The organism is Streptomyces phaeoluteigriseus, assembly GCF_001896135.2.
In the GTDB taxonomy this organism is placed as follows: Bacteria; Actinomycetota; Actinomycetes; order Streptomycetales; family Streptomycetaceae; genus Streptomyces; species Streptomyces phaeoluteigriseus.
The window spans coordinates 529,671-551,179 of record NZ_MPOH02000011.1 but is presented as its reverse complement, the minus strand read 5'-3'; the positions used below and the strand labels follow the sequence as shown (position 1 = coordinate 551,179).

The 21,509-nt window shown below is 70.7% G+C and carries 16 protein-coding genes, 1 tRNA gene and 3 pseudogenes; 7 read left to right on the top strand and 13 right to left on the bottom strand.

What is annotated here, in order from left to right; genetic code table 11:
- Positions 1–25: 25 nt before the first annotated feature.
- Positions 26–490 (top strand): hypothetical protein, encoded by a 465-nt coding sequence (locus tag BM536_RS13630; RefSeq protein ID WP_073495747.1) that lies wholly within the window; start codon positions 26–28, stop codon positions 488–490.
- Between the two features lie 1,193 nt (positions 491–1,683).
- Here BM536_RS13630 and BM536_RS13625 read toward each other — a convergent pair.
- Both BM536_RS13625 and BM536_RS13620 read right to left on the bottom strand, forming a co-directional pair.
- Positions 1,684–2,083 (bottom strand): annotated as a pseudogene (locus BM536_RS13625) (transposase); the annotation flags it as partial.
- Positions 2,084–2,326: 243 nt separating this feature from the next.
- Positions 2,327–2,398 (bottom strand) — tRNA-Cys (locus tag BM536_RS13620).
- Between the two features lie 254 nt (positions 2,399–2,652).
- On the opposite strand from BM536_RS13620, the gene BM536_RS13615 reads away from it, so the two are divergent.
- From BM536_RS13615 to BM536_RS13590, 5 genes and pseudogenes are all read left to right on the top strand, one after another.
- Positions 2,653–4,125, top strand: coding sequence for an MFS transporter (locus BM536_RS13615; RefSeq protein ID WP_094102973.1), 1,473 nt, complete (start codon positions 2,653–2,655; stop codon positions 4,123–4,125).
- Positions 4,126–4,283: 158 nt separating this feature from the next.
- Positions 4,284–6,076 (top strand): annotated as a pseudogene (locus tag BM536_RS13610) (DEAD/DEAH box helicase).
- Between the two features lie 327 nt (positions 6,077–6,403).
- Positions 6,404–7,048, top strand: a complete 645-nt coding sequence (locus tag BM536_RS13605; RefSeq protein WP_073495779.1) for an IclR family transcriptional regulator — start codon at positions 6,404–6,406, stop codon at positions 7,046–7,048.
- A gap of 446 nt (positions 7,049–7,494) precedes the next feature.
- Positions 7,495–8,286: a S16 family serine protease gene (locus BM536_RS13595; RefSeq protein ID WP_073495753.1), complete on the top strand. Its 792-nt coding sequence runs from the start codon at positions 7,495–7,497 to the stop codon at positions 8,284–8,286.
- A 129-nt stretch (positions 8,287–8,415) separates the two neighbouring features.
- Positions 8,416–9,642, top strand: a complete 1,227-nt coding sequence (locus BM536_RS13590) for a cytochrome P450 (protein ID WP_073495755.1) — start codon at positions 8,416–8,418, stop codon at positions 9,640–9,642.
- Positions 9,643–9,701: 59 nt separating this feature from the next.
- Here the strand turns inward: BM536_RS13590 and BM536_RS13585 are convergent, their stop codons facing one another.
- The 10 genes from BM536_RS13585 to BM536_RS13540 form a co-directional block, all read right to left on the bottom strand.
- Positions 9,702–10,961, bottom strand: coding sequence for a cytochrome P450 (locus BM536_RS13585; protein ID WP_073495756.1), 1,260 nt, complete (start codon positions 10,959–10,961; stop codon positions 9,702–9,704).
- On the bottom strand, positions 10,958–11,593 hold the full coding sequence (locus BM536_RS13580; RefSeq protein WP_073495757.1) for a GTP-binding protein: 636 nt from the start codon (positions 11,591–11,593) through the stop codon (positions 10,958–10,960). The genes BM536_RS13585 and BM536_RS13580 overlap by 4 nt, the downstream gene beginning before the upstream one ends.
- Complete coding sequence (locus BM536_RS13575) at positions 11,574–11,930, bottom strand: DUF742 domain-containing protein (RefSeq protein WP_073495759.1); 357 nt, start codon at positions 11,928–11,930, stop codon at positions 11,574–11,576. Before BM536_RS13575 ends, BM536_RS13580 begins: the two co-directional genes overlap by 20 nt.
- Positions 11,927–12,346, bottom strand: a complete 420-nt coding sequence (locus tag BM536_RS13570) for a roadblock/LC7 domain-containing protein (protein ID WP_211362872.1) — start codon at positions 12,344–12,346, stop codon at positions 11,927–11,929. Before BM536_RS13570 ends, BM536_RS13575 begins: the two co-directional genes overlap by 4 nt.
- Positions 12,347–12,462: 116 nt before the next feature.
- Positions 12,463–14,367: a sensor histidine kinase gene (locus tag BM536_RS13565; RefSeq protein ID WP_094102971.1), complete on the bottom strand. Its 1,905-nt coding sequence runs from the start codon at positions 14,365–14,367 to the stop codon at positions 12,463–12,465.
- A 423-nt stretch (positions 14,368–14,790) separates the two neighbouring features.
- A complete protein-coding gene (locus tag BM536_RS13560; protein ID WP_073495767.1) occupies positions 14,791–15,738 on the bottom strand; it encodes a glycine betaine ABC transporter substrate-binding protein in 948 nt (315 codons plus the stop codon).
- A gap of 5 nt (positions 15,739–15,743) precedes the next feature.
- Positions 15,744–16,568 (bottom strand): ABC transporter permease, encoded by an 825-nt coding sequence (locus BM536_RS13555; protein WP_073495769.1) that lies wholly within the window; start codon positions 16,566–16,568, stop codon positions 15,744–15,746.
- On the bottom strand, positions 16,565–17,797 hold the full coding sequence (locus tag BM536_RS13550; protein WP_073495771.1) for a betaine/proline/choline family ABC transporter ATP-binding protein: 1,233 nt from the start codon (positions 17,795–17,797) through the stop codon (positions 16,565–16,567). Before BM536_RS13550 ends, BM536_RS13555 begins: the two co-directional genes overlap by 4 nt.
- Positions 17,790–18,437, bottom strand: coding sequence for an ABC transporter permease (locus BM536_RS13545; RefSeq protein ID WP_073495773.1), 648 nt, complete (start codon positions 18,435–18,437; stop codon positions 17,790–17,792). The genes BM536_RS13550 and BM536_RS13545 overlap by 8 nt, the downstream gene beginning before the upstream one ends.
- Before the next feature lie 6 nt (positions 18,438–18,443).
- Entirely contained in the window at positions 18,444–18,938 is a 495-nt protein-coding gene (locus tag BM536_RS13540; RefSeq protein WP_170109923.1) for an Lrp/AsnC family transcriptional regulator, read from the bottom strand.
- Positions 18,939–19,060: 122 nt separating this feature from the next.
- Between BM536_RS13540 and hppD the strand changes: the two genes are divergently transcribed.
- Positions 19,061–20,206, top strand: a complete 1,146-nt coding sequence (gene hppD, locus BM536_RS13535) for a 4-hydroxyphenylpyruvate dioxygenase (RefSeq protein WP_073495777.1) — start codon at positions 19,061–19,063, stop codon at positions 20,204–20,206.
- Positions 20,207–20,239: 33 nt separating this feature from the next.
- On the opposite strand, the pseudogene BM536_RS13530 reads toward hppD, so the two are convergent.
- Positions 20,240–21,509, bottom strand: a pseudogene (locus tag BM536_RS13530) (tetratricopeptide repeat protein); the annotation flags it as partial.

Below are 21,509 nucleotides of genomic sequence, written 5' to 3'. Positions count from 1 at the left end.
CGGCCCCACACCGTAAAGTCCCCGCATGGACTGGCTGGCCCCGGTGAACACGTTGACAGGCGCGGCGATCGGCATCGGATCCACGCTGCTCGCGGACCGCCTCCGCTGGCGCCGCGACCGCGAGGCGCTCAACCAGGACACCCGCCGGCAGGCCTACGCGGCGTTCATGGCCGCGCTGTCCGACGTCTACTCCCGCCTGCACGAGACCGCCCGCGAGACCCTCCCTCCGTCGGAGGCCCGCACGGCAGCCCACGAGGTCTTCACCTCCAGCAACCTCTACCCCCTGCGCTACGAACTCGCCCTGATCGCCCCCTGGGACGTCATGGAGCCGGTCAACCAGGCCTTCTGGAAGGTCCGCGACCTACGCGACCTGGTGGCGACGGGCACTCGAACCCACGTAACTCGCTTTGCGAATTTGTCTTTGCTGGTCAGGGCGCGAACCGGGCTGGTTCGCCGGCGTTCAATCCCGTACGGATGCCGCACCCGTTAGGGCAGGACGAACGGTCCCGGACGGCCGCGTACGGCCATGAACGAGACGGACGTTCGACCCAATGAGGACAGCGCCAACTATCTTGCAGGCCAGTGAACTTGGTTTATCAGTGCTGGGGGCCTATGGGTCGCCCAGCCCTTGGTAAGCACCCCCTATGTGCTGTTCGATCATAGGCACTGATATCGCGATTCCCTCACGGACCAACTGGAAAGGCGATGCGAAATTCCACTGACGACACGGCCGGGACCTCCACGTCAAGATGCAATATTTTAAGGACGGCCCATTTGCCGCTCTCGTCGAGAACGCAGATACTTTGCTCGTTTCGAACCCAGGTCAAGCTCATTGTTTCCCCGGTCATCCGCGCTGACTTCGTGGCGCAATGAGGGAGGTCCGTGTCGTTGATGACTCCAATCGCAACCCACTCGCCAGTGTCCGTTCGCGGCCGTTGTATCCATCCGCCAAAGAACAGAAAATCTTTGTCCGCATCCGGTGTTGTGTCGATGGTGGACTTGCGAACATCTAAGTAGTGCTGCTGGGGTACCTCGATGGTGGAGTACTTGCTTTCTGTACCAGCGTTTGAGGATCTCGGGTTTGTTGGTTCCGAAGGCGTCGGCCTCTCCGCGGGGGATGAGGAGGGGCTGCGCGTCGGCGTCAGTGAAGTTGCTGTGCTTGAAACTGTAGGGGAGGGTCGGTCCTTCGATCCATCTTCGGCATCTTGATTGGCGTAAATGACGGTAGCGATAATTCCTGCCACGCCGACGATAGCGGCAATTGTAATGTTTAGATAATCTCGAAAACGCTGCCCGTTGTCTGGCCCCGGACCGACGCTTGAATTTCCCCCTGGGTCGCTGCTAGCCACGGCCCACCCCCGTTGCTTCCGTCTTCGACAGTATTCTGTAGGTGATTAGACGCTAATCTTTACCGTAAGTGTCACTCTTACATGCCGGTCGCTCTCGCCGCAAGAGAACTGAACTGCTTGCCGAGTGCCCGTAGGCATGTTCGATTGCGCTACTTAATCGAATGGATTTCTAAGAACGTGGTCACAGTGGTAACCCTTCGTGCTTGGTGTGTGCGCAGAGGAAGATGCTCCCGTCTCTCTAGCCTCGATCTTGCATGACGGTCCGCCGACGGAGTCGGTGGACGTTTCGCTTCCGGGGGCTGATAGCGGGCATGCCAGCGGCCCGAATGTCGCGTCGGATCGCGGTCAGCACCGTCTCGTCGGCGGTGGCCAGGGCGTCGATCAGGCGGGAGACTGTCGGGTCGGCAGCCGCCGGTCCGGACACGGTCGATTCGGACCGCGGCAGTGCGATGTCGGCGAGGCAGTCTCCGCCGAGCGCGACCGCCAGGGCGAGGTCCAGGAGGACCTTGCCCGGGTCGTGGACGGCCAGCGGTTTGCGCCAGGGGGCAAGCGCTGCGGATATGGCCCGTTCGACCGGTCTTGCGGGCCGTTTCGACCAGCAGGACCGAACCGGCCTGCGAGACCACGGCCCGGCCGTCGTCCCGGACACGGACATGGGGGTAGGACCCGGTAGGCCGCTTTACCTGGAAAGTGCCTCCGACAGGGGCGGGAACAAGGACCTCAAAAATCCTCATTCTCGCTGGTCAGAGGCACTTTTCGCTTACCTGACCGCCTGCCGGACAGCCCGTTTCATGAAAGGGCGAGGCCAGCTAGTCTGCCCAGCGGCCGGGCGCCTGGCAGTGTCGCTGAGCTGTCTGTAGTGGGTCGTGGCGGTGGCGGGCGGCTCGGTCAACTGAGACGGGAACTGAGATGGACGACCGAAAGGGCGGCACCCCTCCGGGGTGCCGCCCTTTCGTTTTACCTCGTCAGGCCGCTAGAGGCCGTGGCGGGATTCGAACCCACGTAACTCGCTTTGCAGGCGAGCCCCTGAACCACTCGGGCACACGGCCGTGTGTGACGGACGGTTCTTCCGTGAACCGCCTGGTCATGACCGTAGGGCCCCGAAACCGCGGGGTTCAAGGGAAGGCCGGGGGCTGCAACGCGACTGCCATGTGCCGTTCACGGACGGGTCGGCGTAGGACCAAGGCATGGACGGCTTGGCTAGGGCCAAGGCACGGACGGGTCGGCGTAGGACCAAGGGATGAGGGCCGGTCCCGCCTCTCGACAGGGGTCAATGTCGGTTGCGGGCCTTACCCTGGCGGGCATGGCCGCCCATGAACCTCGCGACACCGGTGTCGCGGACGCACCCGGGAAGTCCAGCTCGCCCCGACCTGAGGAGGGCGTGCTCGGGCGGGACTTCCGGGCCCTGAGCATCGGCATCGTGTCCGTCGTGCTGCTGATCGCCTTCGAGGCGACCGCCGTGGGGACGGCGATGCCGGTCGCGGCGCGGGAGCTGGACGGGCTGTCCCTGTACGCCTTCGCGTTCTCGGGGTACTTCACGACCAGCCTGTTCGGCATGGTGCTGGCCGGTCAGTGGTCCGACCGACGAGGCCCGCTCGGGGCGCTGACCTGCGGGATCGCCACCTTCGCCGCAGGGCTTCTGCTGGCGGGGACCGCGGGGGTCATGTGGCTGTTCATCCTCGGGCGGGCCGTGCAGGGGCTGGGCGGCGGACTGGTGATCGTCGCGCTGTACGTCGTCGTGGGGCGGGCCTATCCGGAGCGGCTGCGGCCCGCGATCATGGCGGCGTTCGCGGCGAGCTGGGTCGTGCCGTCGGTCGTGGGACCGCTGGCGTCCGGCGCGGTGACGGAGCACGTCGGCTGGCGGTGGGTGTTCCTCGGCATCCCCGCGCTGGTCCTCTTCCCGCTCGCCCTCGCGCTGCCGCAGATACGGCGACTGGCCGCGGGCCCCGTCGACGGCACCGCGAGCGCCTCCTCCGACCGGCGCCGCATCCGCCTCGCCCTCGGCATCTCGCTCGGCGCGGCACTGCTCCAGTACGCCGCCCAGGACCTGCGCCCGCTGTCCCTCCTGCCCGCCGCCGCGGGCGTCGCCCTGCTGGTGCCGGCCGTCCTCGGCCTGCTCCCGCGCGGCACCTGGCGGGCGGCCCGCGGCCTGCCCTCGGTGGTGCTGCTGCGCGGGGTGGCCGCGGGGTCGTTCATCGCCGCCGAGTCCTTCGTGCCGCTGATGCTGGTCACCCAGCGCGGCCTCAGCCCCACCCTCGCCGGCTTCTCCCTCGCGGCCGGCGGGGTGACCTGGGCGCTGGGCTCCTGGGTGCAGTCCCGGCCCCGCGTGGAGCCGTACCGGGACCGGCTGACGACCGGCGGGATGATCCTGGTGGCCGCGGCGATCGCCGCCGCGCCGAGCGTCCTGATCGACGCCGTGCCCGCCTGGACGGTGGCCGTCGCCTGGGCTTTCGGCTGCTTCGGGATGGGCCTGGTGATCTCCTCCACGAGCGTGCTTCTGCTCCAGCTGTCCGCCCCCGAGGAGGCCGGTTCCAACTCGGCGGCCCTCCAGATCTCCGACGGCCTGTCCAACGTACTGCTGCTGGCCGCGGGCGGTGCCGCCTTCGCGGCGCTCGGCGGCGGGACCGTGTCGCACGCGGCCACCGACGCCTCCGGCGGCTCCCATCCGGCCGCCTTCGCCGCCGTGTTCCTGCCGATGGCGGCCGTGGCCCTGGTGGGGGCATGGGTGACGACACGGCTGCGACAGAGCGTGAGCGACGGTACGGCTGTGACGTGAGTCCCACCCGGGGCCGACCCGGCGTCGTTCGCACGGTGGCGGCCGGGGACCGCCGGTAGGGTGGCCCGGTTGTCATACGCGGCGTGCCGAACGGCCCACGAAGCCGAACGGGCCACGCCGAGCGCCCCACGAACCGAACGACCCACGAACCGGAGACCGTGACTACCACCGCCGCCTCCACCTCCCACCACCTCTCTCCCGCCTTCCCCGGCCGGCCCCCTGGGGTACCGCCAGCAAGCTGCGCGCCTGGCAGCAGGGGGCGATGGAGAAGTACCTCCAGGAGCAGCCGCGCGACTTCCTCGCCGTGGCCACCCCCGGCGCCGGGAAGACGACGTTCGCGCTGACCCTCGCCTCCTGGCTGCTGCACCACCACGTCGTGCAGCAGGTGACCGTGGTCGCGCCCACCGAGCACCTGAAGAAGCAGTGGGCGGAGGCGGCCGCGAGGATAGGCATCCGGCTGGACCCCGAGTACAGCGCGGGGCCGCTCAGCAAGGACTACCAGGGCGTGGCCGTGACGTACGCGGGCGTCGGCGTGCGGCCGATGCTGCACCGCAACCGCGCCGAGCAGCGCAAGACCCTCGTCATCCTCGACGAGATCCACCACGCCGGTGACTCCAAGTCCTGGGGCGAGGCCTGCCTGGAGGCGTTCGAGCCGGCCACCCGGCGGCTCGCGCTCACCGGTACGCCGTTCCGCTCCGACACCAACCCGATCCCCTTCGTGACGTACGAGGAGGGCAACGACGGCATCCGGCGTTCGTCCGCCGACTACACGTACGGCTACGGCTCCGCCCTCGCGGACAACGTCGTGCGGCCCGTCATCTTCCTCTCCTACAGCGGCAACATGCGCTGGCGCACGAAGGCCGGCGACGAGATCGCCGCACGGCTCGGCGAGCCGATGACGAAGGACGCGATCAGCCAGGCCTGGCGTACGGCGCTCGACGCGCGCGGCGAGTGGATGCCGAGCGTGCTGCGCGCCGCCGACCAGCGCCTCACCGAGGTCCGCAAGGCCATCCCGGACGCGGGCGCCCTGGTCATCGCCTCCGACCAGGAATCGGCCCGCGCCTACGCCAAGCTGATCCGGGAGATCACCGGGTCCAGGGCGACCCTCGTCCTGTCCGACGACGCCGGCGCGTCGAACCGGATCGACGAGTTCAGCGCGAGCAACGACCGGTGGATGGTCGCGGTGCGGATGGTGTCGGAAGGCGTCGACGTGCCGCGCCTCGCGGTCGGCGTCTACGCCACCACCATCTCCACCCCGCTCTTCTTCGCGCAGGCCGTCGGCCGTTTCGTGCGGTCGCGGCGGCGCGGCGAGACCGCGTCGGTGTTCCTGCCGACCGTGCCCGACCTCCTCGGCTTCGCCAACGAGATGGAGCGCGAGCGAGACCACGTCCTCGACAAGCCCAAGAAGGACGGCGAGGAGGACCCGTACGCCGAGGAGGAGAAGCTCCTCCAGGAGGCCGAGAAGCAGCAGGACGAGGACACCGGCGACCAGGACATGCTGCCCTTCGAGGCGCTGGAGTCCGACGCCGTCTTCGACCGGGTCATGTACAACGGCGCCGAGTTCGGCATGCAGGCCCACCCGGGCAGCGAGGAGGAGCAGGACTACCTCGGCATCCCCGGCCTTCTGGAGCCCGAGCAGGTGCAGCTGCTCCTCCAGAAGCGGCAGGCCAAGCAGATCGCGCACAGCCGCAAGAAGCCGGACGGGGAGGCCGACCTGCTGGAGCTGCCGGCCGAGCGGCGGCCGGTCGTCTCCCACAAGGAGCTGATGGAGCTGCGCAAGCAGCTCAACACGATGGTCGGCGCGTACGTCCATCAGAGCGGCAAGCCGCACGGGGTCATCCACACCGAGCTGCGCCGCGTGTGCGGCGGGCCGCCGAGCGCGGAGGCCACGGCGGGGCAGCTGCGGCAGCGCATCGCCAAGGTGCAGGAGTGGGCGACCCGGATGAAGTGACGCCCCAGGGGCGTCCACCGTCCCGCCGGTGGGGCGCACGGCGTCGGTCGCGCACCGTACGTATCGGGGCAAACACAGGTAGTCCATACCGGCCAGTGACCGGATTCTGGACGGAGCCTTCCGCTCAGCGAACCTGCTTCGCTACTGTCCCGCTACGCACACGCCCCGTGGCAGCGCCGCCGCGGAGCGCAGCCGTGCAGCGACCGGGTCCGGACACGCCGGACCCCTCCGCCGATCGGCGGCCTCTGCCGCGCGTCGCCGACGGGACTCGGTGACGCATCCGCCGCTGCGAGGGCCGCCGACCTCACCACCTAAGGAGTGGGCGTCGTGACCGCGGAGACCTCCCAGACGCTCGACAGGGGACTGAGGGTCCTCAAACTGCTGGCCGATACGGACCACGGGCTGACCGTCACCGAGCTTTCCAACAAACTGGGCGTGAACCGGACCGTTGTGTACCGGTTGCTCGCCACATTGGAGCAGCACGCACTCGTACGACGTGACCTGGGCGGACGAGCCCGGGTCGGACTCGGGGTGCTGAGGCTGGGGCGGCAGGTGCACCCGCTGGTCCGCGAGGCCGCGCTGCCGGCGCTGCGGTCGCTGGCCGAGGACATCGGGGCGACCGCGCACCTGACCCTCGTCGACGGGGCGGAGGCGTTGGCCGTCGCCGTCGTCGAGCCGACGTGGACCGACTATCACGTGGCCTACCGGGCCGGTTTCCGGCACCCGCTGGACCGGGGTGCGGCGGGCAAGGCGATCCTCTCCGCCCGCCAGCGGACGGCTTCCGGGGAGCCCGGATACACCCTCACCCACGGCGAACTCGAGGCCGGTGCGAGTGGCGCCGCGGCGCCACTGCTGGGCGTGACGGGGGTGGAGGGCAGCGTGGGTGTGGTGATGCTGGCCGACGCGGTGCCGGAACGGGTGGGGCAGCGGGTGATGGACGCGGCGCGGGAGGTGGCGGAGGCGTTGCGCTGACCGCTTGGCCGTGCGGGTCGCGGGTCTTGCGGTGGGCGTGGTGTGAGGAGTGGGCCGGGGTTGGCGTGGGGTCGGCCGCTCGGCCGCTCGGCCGCGGTGAGAGGGCCGGTGCGCAGTCGCCGGTAGTCCTGCCCGGCGTCCGCCGCGACCACCCGCGTGGCCGGGATCCGAGGCTGCGGCCGTGGTTCGGGCCCGTCTGGCCGACGCGGCCCTGCATGTCGACGACGGTACCGGCTTGGCTGCGGGGGCGGTCGCGGAGAGGTGGGCCGACGACGGTACCGGCTTGGCCGCGGAGGTGGTCGCGGAGGGCGGGGCGCGCGGCCCGGCGCTCGCGGGGGTGCCGCCCGCGCCCACCCCGCGCACGCTCGGCTGTCGACCCGGGCGGCGGGCAGCCGCGGGCGCGGGCCCGCGGCCGGGGGCGTCGGGGGGCGCGTTAGATTGACCCCGTGCTCTCACGCCTCACACGTCCCCAGGCCCTTGCCGTCTGTGCGCTTCCGCTGGTGGCGTTGTTCGCCACCGTGGGGTTGGCGCCGTTGCCGTTCTCGGTGGCGCAGCCGGGGATGACGGCGAACGTGCTGGGGGAGAACAAGGGCACGCCCGTCATCACGATCTCCGGCGCGCCGACGCGTGACACGACCGGGCAGCTGCGGATGACGACCATCGAGGCGACCAGCCCGGACGCGGACATCACCCTGGGCGATGTGATCGACGGCTGGTTCCGTACCGACCAGGCCGTCATGCCGCGTGACTCCGTCTACCCCGCCGGGGACAGCACGAAGGAGATCGAGCGGTACAACACCGAGCAGATGGAGGAGTCCCAGGACATCGCGACCGAGGCCGCCCTGAGATACCTCGACCGCACCGACGACGGCATCGAGGTCACGCTGGAACTCGCCGACGTCGGCGGCCCCAGCGCGGGCCTGCTGTTCTCCCTGGGGATCATCGACCGGCTCGACGGCGACGGCAGCGGAGGCGATCTCACCGGCGGTCGTACGATCGCCGGTACCGGGACCATCGACGCGGACGGCGAGATCGGCGCGGTCGGCGGGGTGGCCCTGAAGACGCAGGCCGCCCGCCGGGACGGCGCGACCGTGTTCCTGGTGCCGAAGGCGGAGTGCTCCGACGCCGAGTCCGAGCTGCCCGAGGGACTGCGCCTGATCCCGGTGACCACGCTCGAGGGCGCCGTCGACTCCCTCGTCAAGCTGGAGAAGGACCCGGGTTCGGTGCCGAACTGCTAGGACAGGGGCGGGAGCGCTTTTCGGCCAAGGATCGTCCATCGTTGAACAGTCGGCCGGGACGGACTGTTCCGCCCGCCGGATGATCAATAGCCTTGTTCGGTAGGCCCGTTACCGATCTCAGGGAGCTCCATGCCCACCGCTCAGCAGGTCCCCGACATCCTGTCGCCCGAGTTCGCTGCGGATCCTTATCGGGCCTATCGTCTGATGCGTGAGAGCGCCCCCCTCTTCTGGCACGAACCCACGCAGAGCTACGTGATCTCCCGCTACGAGGACGTGGAGCGCGTCTTCAAGGACAAGGGCGGCGAGTTCACCACCGACAACTACACCTGGCAGATCGAGCCCGTGCACGGCAGGACGATCCTCCAGCTCAGCGGACGGGAGCACGCGGTGCGGCGGGCCCTCGTCGCCCCCGCCTTCCGCGGCAGCGACCTGCAGGAGAAGTTCCTGCCGGTGATCGAACGCAACTCCCGTGAGCTGATCGACGTCTTCCGGTCCACCGGCTCCGCCGACCTGGTGGCCGACTACGCGACCCGTTTCCCCGTCAACGTGATCGCGGACATGTTGGGCCTGGACAAGGCCGACCACGCCCGGTTCCACCGCTGGTACACGTCGGTCATCGCCTTCCTCGGCAACCTCTCGGGCGACCCCGAGGTGGCCGCGGCGGGGGAGCGCACCCGGGTGGAGTTCGCCGAGTACATGGTGCCGATCATCCGGGAGCGCCGCGACGACCTCGGCGACGACCTGCTGTCGACGCTGTGCGCGGCCGAGGTCGACGGCGTGCGGATGAGCGACGAGGACATCAAGGCCTTCTGCAGCCTGCTGCTCGCCGCGGGCGGCGAGACCACCGACAAGGCGATCGCGGGCATCTTCGCCAACCTGCTGCGGCACCCCGAGCAGTTGGCGGCCGTCCGGGAGGACCGCGGCCTCATCGCTCGCGCCTTCGCCGAGACGCTGCGCTACACGCCCCCCGTGCACATGATCATGCGGCAGTCGGCCGCCGAGGTAACGCTCAGCTCCGGTGTCGTACCGGCCGGCGCCACGGTCACCTGTCTGATCGGCGCCGCCAACCGGGACGAGGCCCGCTACCGGGAGCCGGACCGGTTCGACATCTTCCGTGACGACCTGACCACGACCACCGCCTTCTCGGCCGCCGCCGACCACCTCTCCTTCGCGCTCGGCCGCCACTTCTGCGTCGGTGCCCTGCTCGCGAAGGCCGAGGTCGAGATCGGTGTCGGCCAGCTCCTCGACGCCATGCCGGACCTGCGCCTCGCCGACGGCGCCGAACTCGTGGAACAGGGCATCTTCACGCGGGGACCGCAGACGCTGCCCGTGCGCTTCACCCCCGTCGCCGGCTGACTTCGGACCCCGGGCCGCACGGGAGCCGGGGGCGGCGGGTCCCCGCCGCCCCCGCCCCGCTACCGCACCACCGGGGTGAACTCCACCGGCAACGAGTGCAGGCCCCGCATCCAGACGGACGGGCGCCAGGTGAGCTGCTCCGGCTCCACCGCGAGGACCAGGTCGGGCAGGCGTTCCAGCAGGGTCTCCACCGCGGTCCGCGCGATGACGTCGGCCAGCAGCGGCGCCGGATAGGGGCACCGGTGCTCCCCGCTGCTGAACGACAGGTGCGCGGAACTCTCCGCCCCGGCGAACGAATCGGGCCAGATCTGCGGATCGGTGTTGGCCGCGGCGAGCCCCAGCACCAGGCAGTCGCCCGCCCGGATCAGCCGTCCGCCGAGCTGGGTGTCGCGCACGGCCCAGCGGCCGATGAAGTTCTGGGTCGGGGTGTCGAGCCAGAGGACCTCGTTGAGCGCCTCGCCCACGCTGAGCCTGCCCCCCGACACGCTGACGGCGAACCGCTCGTCGGTGAGCAGCAGCCGCAGTGTGTTGCAGATCCAGTTGGCGGTCGGCTGCTGCGCCGCGGCGATGACGGAGATCAGGTCCTGCACGACCTCCTCGTCGGTCAGTCCGGCCGGGTGCAGCAGCATGCGCGAGGTGACGTCCGGCCGACGCTCCCGCTTCTCCTCGACCAGCTGCCGGATCCGCTCGCCCACGCGCGTGTACGCGGCCACCGGGTCGTCGCCCTCCGCGGCGTCCAGGGAGATCCGCAGGTCCTCGACGAGCTGCACGGTGGCCTCACCCGTGTGCGGCATCCCGCACATCTGGACCGCGGCGCGCATCGGCAGCGCGTGCGCGTACATGCTCATCAGCTCGGCCCGGCCGCTGCCGGCGAACGACGCGATGAGCCGGTCGGCGAGCTGCCGGCAGTCGCGCGACAGCTGGAACTGGTCGACGCCCTCCAGCGCCTCGGTGATGACCCCGGCCCGCCGCCGGTGCTCCTCGCCCTCGGTGAACAGCACCGAGGGCTGGTACCCGACGAACGGCAGCAGCGGCCAGTCCGCGGGGATGTTCTCCCACTGGTTCCAGCGCCGTGAGTCGCGGGCGAACAGCTCGTCGTGACCGGTCACGTAGGCGACCTCGGCGTAACCGAGGACCAGCCAGGCGGGGATGTCCCCGTCGAGCAGCACAGGTGCCACCGCGCCGTGCTCCTGGCGCAGGGTGCGGTACAGCTGCGCCGGTGTCTGCTGGTACTCCAGACCGCCCAGCCGCACGGCGCCCGCGTGCGCGGGGCACCCCGGGCCGGGCGCGTGCGGGAGACGGGATCCGGTGTCGGTCACGGTGTCATCTCCTGGGCCATGGCCAGTTCGTAGAGGTGGTCCACGAGGGTGATCAGTACGTCCTTGCCCGACGACCGGACCCGCGCGTCGCAGTCGACGAGCGGTACGTGCGCGGGCAGGGCGAGCGCCTGGCGGATCTCGTCGAGGGAGTACCGGTCGGGTTCGTCGTCGAACCGGTTGACGGCCACCACGAACGGCGTCCTGTGGTGCTCCAGCCGGTCTATCGCGTACCAGGACTCGTCCATCCGGCGCGTGTCGACCAGGACGACCGCGCCGAGGGTGCCGGAGAAGAGCCGGTCCCACAGGAACCAGAACCGCTCCTGGCCCGGCGCGCCGAACAGGTACAGCACCATGCGCGTGTTGAGGCTGATCCGGCCGAAGTCGAAGGCGACCGTCGTGGTGGTCTTCGCGGCCACCTGCCGCGTCTCGTCGACGCCGACCCCCGCCTGCGTCATCACCTCCTCGGTGTTGAGCGGCCGGATCTCGCTGACCGAGCGGACCAGGGTCGTCTTGCCGACGCCGAAGCCGCCCACGACGACGATCTTCAGGCCTGTCTCGGCGGCATCGGACAGGGGCGTACGCAGGGAAGGCAGGTCAGAGGTCTCAGGGGTTTCAGAGATTGCGGAGCCCATGCAGCACCTCCTTGAGAAGGGCGGAGTCGGGGAGCGCGGCGAGGGACCGCGGCGCGGGGGGGTGACGGGCGGTGATACGGCCCATGGCGAGCAGGTCGCCGAGGAGGATGCGCACCACCGTGATCGGCAGTCTCATCTCCGCGGCGACCTCCACGACGGCCGTCGGATGCCGACACAGATCCAGGATCCGCGTGTGCTCCGACTGCATTCCGGAGGTGGGCGCGCTCTCGCTGACGATCAGGGTCACCAAGTCGAACGCGTCGTCCGCGCGGCTGCGCCCGCCCGTGATCGTGTAGAGCCGGTCGGGGTCGCCGGTGTCCACGGGCCGACGTGTCACGACGATGTGCTCCCCTGCGCGCCCCCGCGGGGCTCGGCACGCAGGTGCTCACCGATCTGCTCGACCAGCTCGGTCATCTGGTGACCCACCACTCCGGGGTCGGCGCTCTCCTCGCCGAGGAGCGCCAGGTGCGCGCCGTCGCCCGCCTGCACGATGAAGAGCTGACCGCCGTGGAACTCGGTCATGGAGTGGCGGACACCACCGGTCCCGTCGCCGAACTCGACGGACGCGCCCTGGGCGAGGGCCTGCATGCCCGAGCAGATGGCTGCCAGCTGGTCCGCCTGGTCGAGTGCCAGGTGTTCGGTCCAGCACAGCTTCAGGCCGTCCCGGGACAGGACCAGGGCGTGCCGGGCGCCGGGAACGCGCTCCAGAAGGCCCTGCAGAAGCCAGGTGAGGCTGTTGTCGGTGGTCTGCATGGTAGGTGTGGGGACGGTGGGGCCCGGGAGCCCCGTCACCGGCCCGTTCTCCAATCTCACGAGCTGAAGCGGGAAGAGGGCGCCATGGCTTCGGCGCCGGAGGGGAAGGACGTGGGTTACCGGGCGGCCGGCGGTTCGGGTCGGGTGCCGGTGCCGGACGGGCCGGCTTCGCCGGCTGAGGTGCGCCCGCTGTGGAAGGCCCCGAAGCGGGTGCCCGCGTCGCGTGCGGCGGGAGGTGTCGGCCCCGGTGCGCCGCCCGGCGTGGGGGAGTCGGCCGCCGCCCTGCGCTGCTGCCGTTCCTGCTCGGCCTCGGCCATCGTGCGGCCGGGGGCGCGCACGGGCAGACCGTTCGGCGTGGCCGCCGCCGGACGACTGGACGCGTCACGACCGCGGACCTCCGACGAGGTGGGCGGCGAAGCCGCGGCCCGCGGCGCGGCCGGGGCCGGAGTCGAGGCCGACGGAAGGACGGCGGCGGCCGGTCGCACGGCGGGAGCGGGCGGTCCGCCCGTCCCGGAGGCCTTACCCGTCCGGGACGCCTCGCCCGTCCGGGACGCCTCGCCCGGCATGGCCGTTGCCCCTGTCGTCGGTCGCTCGGAGCCCGTCGCGGCCCGCGCGGACCCGGACGCGGGCGTCGTCGCGGCGGGCCGGTGCGGCCTCTCCTGAGGCGCGGCGTCGCGCCGCTGGGCGAGAAGCTGCCGGGGCAGCAGGACGACGACGCCGGTGCCGCCGCGGGACGAGGGACGGTAGTTGACGCTGATGCCGTACTTGACGGCCAGTCCACCGACCACGGCCAGACCGAGCCGGGTGCCCGGCAGCGAGGCGAGGTCGGTCATGTGCCCCGCCACGGCCTCCTCGGCGTGCCGCATCGCCGCGTCCGCCATCTTCAGGCCGCTGTCCTCGATCGTGACGACGAGCCCGGCGCTGTGCTCGTCGACGTACACGTGCACCTCGTCGATGGGCGGCGAGAAGTTGGCGGCGTTGTCCATGAGTTCGGCGATCAGGTGCATCACGCCTTCCGCGGCGAACCCGGAGATCGCGGCGTTCGTCGAACAGTGCAGCCGTACGCGCTGGTACGCCGCGATCCGGCCGACCGCGCCGCGCAGGATGCTCTCCATCACGATCGGCTTGTTCCAGGCGCGGCTGGACCGGCCGCCCATGAGGAGCGCCAGCCGGTCGGTCATCAGGCCCAGCTGGGAGGTGCTGTGATCCAGTTTCAGCAGGTCGCCGAAGATCTCCTCGCCGTGCCGCTCCTGCATCTCGCGCAGGTCGGCGAGCATGCTCACGGTCTTGGCCTGGACCCGGCTCAGCGCCTTCGCGGAGGCGGCCTGCGCGGTGGCGGCCCGCCGCTCGCTGCGGGCGAGTTCCCGTACGAACGCCTCGACGGGGGCCCGCAGCAGGGAGGAGGAGGGCCACTCCCACCCGGCCAGCACGGTGTCGGCCGAGTTTCCCTCCTGCAGCCGGCCGACCATGTCGGGCAGGACCGTCCGCGTCACCTCTGCCACCTCTTCGGTGACCTGCGCCAGTTCCTCCCGGGCGCGCAGCCGTTCGGCGTCCGTGGCCGCCGCGTACTGCACGACCTGCTCCAGGGCGGAGCCGAAGGACTCCATGGTCCGGCGCAGTTGGGCGTCGGAGGGCAGCGTCACCTGTTGCAGGGCGTCCTTCGCCCGCGCCCCGTCCCGCAGGCGGTTCACGAGGGCGGGCACGGTGACGTTCACCATGTGCGCCGACTCGGCCGACCGCTGTGCCGACTGCGCGGTCAGCCGGGCGACTTCGGCGTCCGTCGCGGCGGCGGTCCGGCGGGCCCGCCGGAGCAGCAGGCCGCAGACGAGGACGGTGGCCGCCACGCAGCACCAGGCGGCCACGGCCGTGACCACCGTCCAGGTGCGGGCGGCGGCGGGGGCCGTCACGGCGGCCGTACCCGCGGCCGCGGCGCTCAGCAGCAGCACGGTCACGGGTACGGCCGACGAGGTGGGGGCGAGTGGAGCTGACCGACGCTGACTGTGTGGTGCAGGCAGAGGCATTCCGCGGTTCCTCGGTCCTCGAGAGCAGGAAGAACGGATCGACCGACACGACGGCCGCACGCCCGGAAGGAAGAAAGATGTGATTTTCCGATCCGGATACCGGCTCATGCTAGTCATCGCGCGGGGAGTGGTGATCTCACTGCTCGCCCTGCCCGCCGGGGATCCGGTTTCGTCGCAAAGCCGCTGCTGGAAACGGGCACCGTGGTAGCCGCGAGATGGGGTTTTCCTCCCGATGTCCTTCCCGCGCGGCGGTCGACCGCGGGCGTCAACTGCCGTGAGGCCGTTGCCCGGTCGGTGCGGCGGGCGGGACGGAGCGTCGATTTTCGGTCAGTTCTGAAAGCTCGGCGTGCGGTGTCGGTCAAAAATCGTGCAGACCAGTCACAGATTCCCCACGAAATCCGCCACAGAACGGAAGGCGCCCCTTCACTTCACGAACCCCTCCGCTTTCATCCAGTCCAGGGCGACCTGATGCGGGTCCTCGCCCTCGACGTCCACCTTGGCGTTCAGTTCCTGGGCCACCGCGTTGTCGAGTTTCGCCGTGACCGGGTCGATGACCTCGGCGATGGCCGGCCACTTCTCGAAGGTCTCGGTGTTGATCACGGGGGCGGCGTTGTAGTTGGGGAAGAACTTCTTGTCGTCGGCCATCACGACCAGGTCCATGGACTTGATGCGGCCGTCGGTGGTGAAGACCTCGCCGTAGGTGCAACTGCCCTTGGCCGCCTGGGTGTAGATGATCCCGGTGTCCATCTGGGTGATCCGGTTCGCCGGCACCTCCATGCCGTACGCCTTCTGCATGCCCGGCAGACCGTCCGCGCGGTTGGCGAACTCGCTCTCCACGCACAGCGTGACGGCCTCGGGGTCGGACCGGGACAGCTCGGCCACCTCCGACAGCGTCTTCGTGCCGTACCTCCTGTAGTTGGCCCGGTTCATCGCCAGCGCGTAGGTGTTGTTCAGCCGGGACTGCGGCAGCCAGGTCACCCCGTTGCGCACGTCCGCGTCGCGCACCGCCTCCCACTGCTTGCGCGGGTCGGTGACGGGCTCGGCGTTGCCCTGGTACGTGATCCAGGCGGTGCCCGTGTACTCGTACATGGCGTCGGCGTCGCCCTTGCGGATCGCCTCGCGACCGCCGATGGAACCCTGGATGCCGGTACGGTCCAGGACCTCCGCGCCCGCCGCCTGGAAGGCGATGCCCATCATCGCGCCGAGGATGAGGTTCTCCGTGAACGACTTGGACGTCACGGTGAGCTGGGCGCCCCGGAGCGGCTCGCCCTGTCCGATCGAGCCGGGGGAGACGTCGTCGACCATGGGGGAGCCACTGGTCAGGCCGCAGCCGGAGGCCAGCAGCAGCACGCCCGCGAGACAGAACGGCATCCTTCTCACTGCCCCACCTCCAGGCCACGTGGCCGCAGCAGCACCTCGGCCAGCGAGGCCAGCCAGTCGACCAGCAGGGCCAGGGCCACGGTCAGGACGGAGCCCAGCACCAGGACCGGCATGCGCTGGTTGGTGATGCCGGCGGTGATCAGCACGCCCAGGCCGCCGCCCCCGCCGAAGGTCGCCAGGGTCGCCGTGCCGACGTTCAGGACGAGCGCCGTACGGACGCCCGCCAGGATGAGCGGGACCGCCAGCGGCAGCTCCACGCGGGTGAGCACCCCGAGCGGGGACATGCCGATCCCGCGGGCGGCCTCCAGCAGGGTCGGGTCGTTCGCCTTCAGGCCCGCGATGGTGTTGGAGAGCACCGGCAGGACGGCGTAGGCGATGATCCCGACGAGGGCCGCCCTGCGGCCGATGCCGAGCCAGATCACCAGCAGCGCGAGCAGGCCGATCGCGGGGGTCGCCTGACCCATGTTGGCGACGGTCATCGCGACCGGGGTGGCCTTGCGGAAGGCGGGCCGGGTCAGCAGGATGCCCAGCGGGATCGCGATGATCAGCACGAAGAAGGTGGAGATCACCGTCAGTTCGACGTGCTGCCACAGCGCCTTGGACACCTGCCCGCCGGACAGCGCGTTCTCGGAGAGCGAGTCCAGGTCCGTCTGCGCGAACCACAGCCAGGTGGCGAGCAGCATCGCGACCAGGAACACGGGCACGAGGGTCAGCTTCTGCCAGCCGATGCGGCGGCGCGGGGGAGCGGACGGCGCAGCCGGGGGCGCCTCCTCCTCGTCCAGCCGGTCGTCGGGCCGGTCGTCCAGGCCGGGGATGCTCATGCCTTCGCCTCCCCGGCGGGGCCCTCCTGTTCCGCGTGCGTCTGCGCGGCCCGGGCCTCCTCCAGTTCGTGCTGGGCCTCCAGCGCCTCCAGCCGGTCGGCCTCCAGCAGTTCGTGCACCGAGTTCATCAGGGTCTCCATGTCGACGACCCCGGTGTACTCGCCGCGCCGCCCGGTGACCGCGACCCGCCCGGTGTTGTCGGTGAGCACCGCCTCCAGGGCGTCCCGCAGGGTCGCGTCCCGGGTCACCGTGTCCGTGACCAGCGTGCCCGCGCGGGCCAGCGAGCCCTTGGCCCGCATCAGGTCGCCGCGCCGCAGCCACTTGTAGGGCCGGCCGCGCTTGTCGAGGAGCAGGATCTCGTTCGTCCCGCTGGAACGGATCCGGTTGAAGATGGTCTGGAGCGGATCGTCGACGCTCACCGTCGGGTACTCGGTGACCTCCACATCCCTTACGCGCGTGAGGTTGAGCCGCTTCAGGGCCGCACCGGCGCCCACGAACCCGGACACGAAGTCGTCCGCCGGGTTGGTCAGGATCGCCTCCGGGGTGTCGAACTGGGCGATGTGCGAGCGCTCGCGCAGCACCGCGATCCGGTCGCCCAGCTTGATCGCCTCGTCGAAGTCATGGGTGACGAACACGATCGTCTTGTGCAGCTCGTGCTGGAGCCGGATCAGCTCGTCCTGGAGGTGGTCGCGGGTGATCGGGTCCACGGCGCCGAACGGCTCGTCCATCAGCAGCACCGGCGGATCCGCGGCCAGCGCCCGCGCCACGCCGACCCGCTGCTGCTGACCGCCGGACAACTGGCGCGGATACCGGTTGTGGAACTCCCCGGGGTCCAGCCCGACCAGGTCGAGCATCTCCTCCACCCGGTCCTTGATCCGGCCCTTGGGCCAGCCGATCATCCCGGGCACCAGCGCGATGTTCTGCGCGACCGTCATGTGCGGGAACAGCCCCGAGGACTGGATCGCGTAGCCGACCTTGCGGCGCAGCTTCACCGGGTCGATGTCGGTGACGTCCTCGCCGCCGATGCGGATGCGGCCGCCGCTCGGCTCGATCAGCCGGTTGATCATCTTCAGCGTCGTCGACTTCCCGCAGCCGGACGGCCCGACGAGGATGACGATCTCGCCCGCCTTGATCTCCATGTTCACGTTGTCCACGGCGGGGCTCGCGCTGCCCGGGTAGCGCTTGGTGAGGTTCTCCAGCTCGATCGCGGCGCCATGGGACTCAGACACGGATCCCCCTCGGAATGGTCAGCCGTCCGACGAGGACGTACGCGGCGTCGAACAGCAGGGCCAGCACGATGATCCCGAGGGTGCCCGACAGGACCTGGTTGAGCGCGTTCTTGCTGCCCAGGGAGGCGAGGCCGCGGAAGATCTCGTTGCCGAGGCCGGGCCCGGAGGCGTAGGCGGCGATGGCCGCGATGCCCATCAGCATCTGCGTGGAGACCCGGATGCCGGTCAGGATCGGCGGCCAGGCCAGCGGCAGCTCGACCCGTGCCAGCCGCATCGGCCTGGACATCCCGATGCCCTTGGCCGCGTCCACCAGCGAAGGGTCGACGCCCCGCAGGCCCACGATGGAGTTCCGCACGATCGGCAGCAGCCCGTACAGCGTCAGCGCGATCACCGTCGGCGGCACGCCCAGGCCCACCACCGGGATCAGCAGACCGATCATGGCGAGGGAGGGGATCGTGAGGATGGTGGAGGTGGCCGTGGTGGCGAGGTTCCCCGCCCAGTCGCTGCGGTAGGTGACGACCCCGAGCAGCACGCCGATCAGGGTCGCCAGGACCATGCACTGGAACACGGCGCTGGCGTGCTGGTAGGCGTCGGTGAGCAACTGCTGGTGCCGGTTGCCCAGGTACTCCCAGAAGCTCACACGTCCTCACCCCGTCGCTGTGCCCGGCCCTTCCCGTGTGTCCGCCGCCTGTTCCACCAGCGGGATGATCCGCAGCGGAACGGGGTTCTCCATCACGATCGCGGTGGAGGCCCGGACAATGCCATCAAAACCGACGACCCGGTCGATGACCCGCTGGAGATCGGCGTTGGAGCGGGCCACCAGGCGGCACAGCATGTCCCCGGTCCCGGTCGTGGTGTGCAGCTCCAGCACCTCCGGCACGGTCGTCAAGTGGGCCCGAACGTCGGCCCCTTGGCCCTGCCGGATCTGGAGCGTGGCGAACGCGGTGACCGGGTAGCCGAGCGCCGCCGGGTCCACCTGCGGACCGAATCCGCGGATGACTCCATTCGACTGAAGCCGGTCCAGCCGCGCTTGCGCGGTCCCCCGGGCGACCCCCAGCCGCCGGGACATCTCCAGCACGCCGATCCGCGGCTCCCGTGCCAGCAGCACGAGGATCCGGCCGTCCAGATGATCGATCGCCACGCCCGCCTCCGAGATGGTCACCCTGTACAGAAACGCCGCCGTAACCGCCGTACCACTGAACAGTCTGACCAGTGGTACGTCGAACTATTGCGCACCTTGCGGGCCGGGGCGAGGCTTCGGACATGACGCAGACCACACACCACACTCCCGACACCGCCCGGCAGGCCGATCCCTTCCCGGTCAAGGGAATGGACGCGGTCGTCTTCGCCGTGGGCAACGCCAAGCAGGCGGCGCACTACTACTCCACCGCCTTCGGCATGAAGCTGGTCGCCTACTCCGGACCGGAGAACGGCAGCCGCGAGACCGCCGCCTACGTCCTGGAGAACGGCTCCGCCCGCTTCGTGCTCACCTCGGTGATCAAGCCCGCCACCACCTGGGGCCACTTCCTCGCCCAGCACGTGGCCGAGCACGGCGACGGCGTCGTCGACCTCGCCATCGAGGTCCCGGACGCGCGCGCCGCGTACGCCTACGCCCTGGAGCACGGCGCCCGCTCGGTCGCCGAGCCGTACGAGCTGAAGGACGAGCACGGCACGGTGGTGCTGGCCGCCATCGCCACCTACGGCGAGACCCGCCACACCCTCGTCGAGCGCGGCGGCTACGACGGCCCCTATCTGCCCGGCTACGTGGCCGCGAGCCCGATGGTCGAGCCGCCCGCCCACCGCACCTTCCAGGCGATCGACCACTGCGTCGGCAACGTCGAACTCGGCCGGATGAACGAGTGGGTCGGTTTCTACAACGACGTCATGGGCTTCACCAACATGAAGGAGTTCGTGGGCGACGACATCGCCACCGAGTACAGCGCCCTCATGTCGAAGGTCGTCGCCGACGGCACGCTCAAGGTCAAGTTCCCGATCAACGAGCCCGCCGTCGCGAAGAAGAAGTCGCAGATCGACGAGTACCTGGAGTTCTACGGTGGTGCGGGCGTCCAGCACATCGCCCTCAACACCAACGACATCGTCCAGACGGTCCGCACCATGCGTGCCGCCGGCGTCCAGTTCCTCGACACCCCCGACTCGTACTACGACACCCTCGGCGAGTGGGTCGGCGACACCCGCGTGCCCGTCGACACCCTGCGTGAGCTGAAGATCCTCGCCGACCGCGACGAGGACGGCTACCTGCTCCAGATCTTCACCAAGCCGGTCCAGGACCGCCCGACCGTCTTCTTCGAACTCATCGAACGCCACGGTTCCATGGGCTTCGGCAAGGGCAACTTCAAGGCCCTCTTCGAGGCGATCGAGCGCGAGCAGGCCAAGCGCGGCAACCTCTAGAAGCCGCTCGCCGAAGCCGCTCGCGGCAACCGGTCAGGAGAACTCCGGCACCTTCGCCACCGACGGCTCGCCCAGTGCCACCAGCGCCGAGCGGGCCGTCCGCGCGTGCAGCGGGGAGAAGTACGGGTTGATCCGCAGCGCCTCCTCCAGGTGCCGCCGCGCGGCCCCTTCCCGCCTCAACTGCCGCTCGATCATGCCCCGGTGGTACATGTAGGGCGCGCTGCGCACCGTACCGTCGTGCGCCCGGTCGGTGGCGATCACGGCGTACCGCAACCCCTCCTCGTGCCGCCCGCTCCGGTGCAGGGCCCAGCCCAGGGCGTCCGCCACCTCGATCCCCGGCTGGCGCCGCCACTCCGCGCGCAGCCGCCGCACCGCCGCCACCGGATCCCCGTGGTCGGCCTCGAACCGGCCCAGCAGCAGCTCCCCGTCCACCCCGCCGGCCGCCTCCCGCCGGACCCGCTCGCGCAGCAGGTCGTACTGCACCCGCGCGGCCTGGGCCATCCCCAGCGACTCGTACAGCTCGCCCAGCTCCAGCGCGTACTGCGGCAGCGGCTGCTCGGCGAGGGCCACCCGGTACGCGCCGAGCGCCTCCGAGGTGCGGCCCAGCGCCGCCAGCGCCCGCCCCTGCCCGGCCTGCGCGGCCCGCTGGTCGGGGTCGAGCCGCACCGCCTCCTGGAAGTGGCGCAGTGCGGCCTCCCGGTCGCCGCGCTCCCAGGCGAGCTGCCCGGCCCGCTCCAGGTACGCCGCCCGTTCGGCGGGGGAGGCCGCTCCGGCCGCCGCGTCCGACAGCGCCGCAGCGGCGTCCTCGCGCCAGCCCCGGTCCCGGTAGACGGCCGCCGCCCGCGCCAGCACCGCGGGACCCGAGCGCAGTTCCAGCAGCCGGTCCAGGGCGGCCTTCGCCTTCTTGTGCTCGCCGAGCCCGGTGTAGGCGTCGATCAGCTGCGGATACGCCGTCCAGCGCTCGGGGGCCGCCTTGCGCGCGGCCTCGCCCCAGGACCGCGCGGCCGGGAAGTCGCGGCGGGCGTTGGCTAGGGCGGCCAGACCGACCAGTGCCTCGGGGTTGCGCGCGGGACGCACCGACAGGGAGGTCCGCAGCGCCCGTTCGGCCTTCGGATAGTGCGCGGCCGTGTCGGCGGTGCGGCGGCCCTGCTCGACGTAGGCCGTGCCGAGGACCGCCCAGGAGCGGGCGTCCTTCGGATGGGCGCGCACCCGGGCCTCGTGCTCGCCGACCAGCACCGCCAGGTCGGCAGCGCGGCGGCCACCTGGGTACGGACCGCGTTCTGCGCCTGAGCCCCGGAGCGCG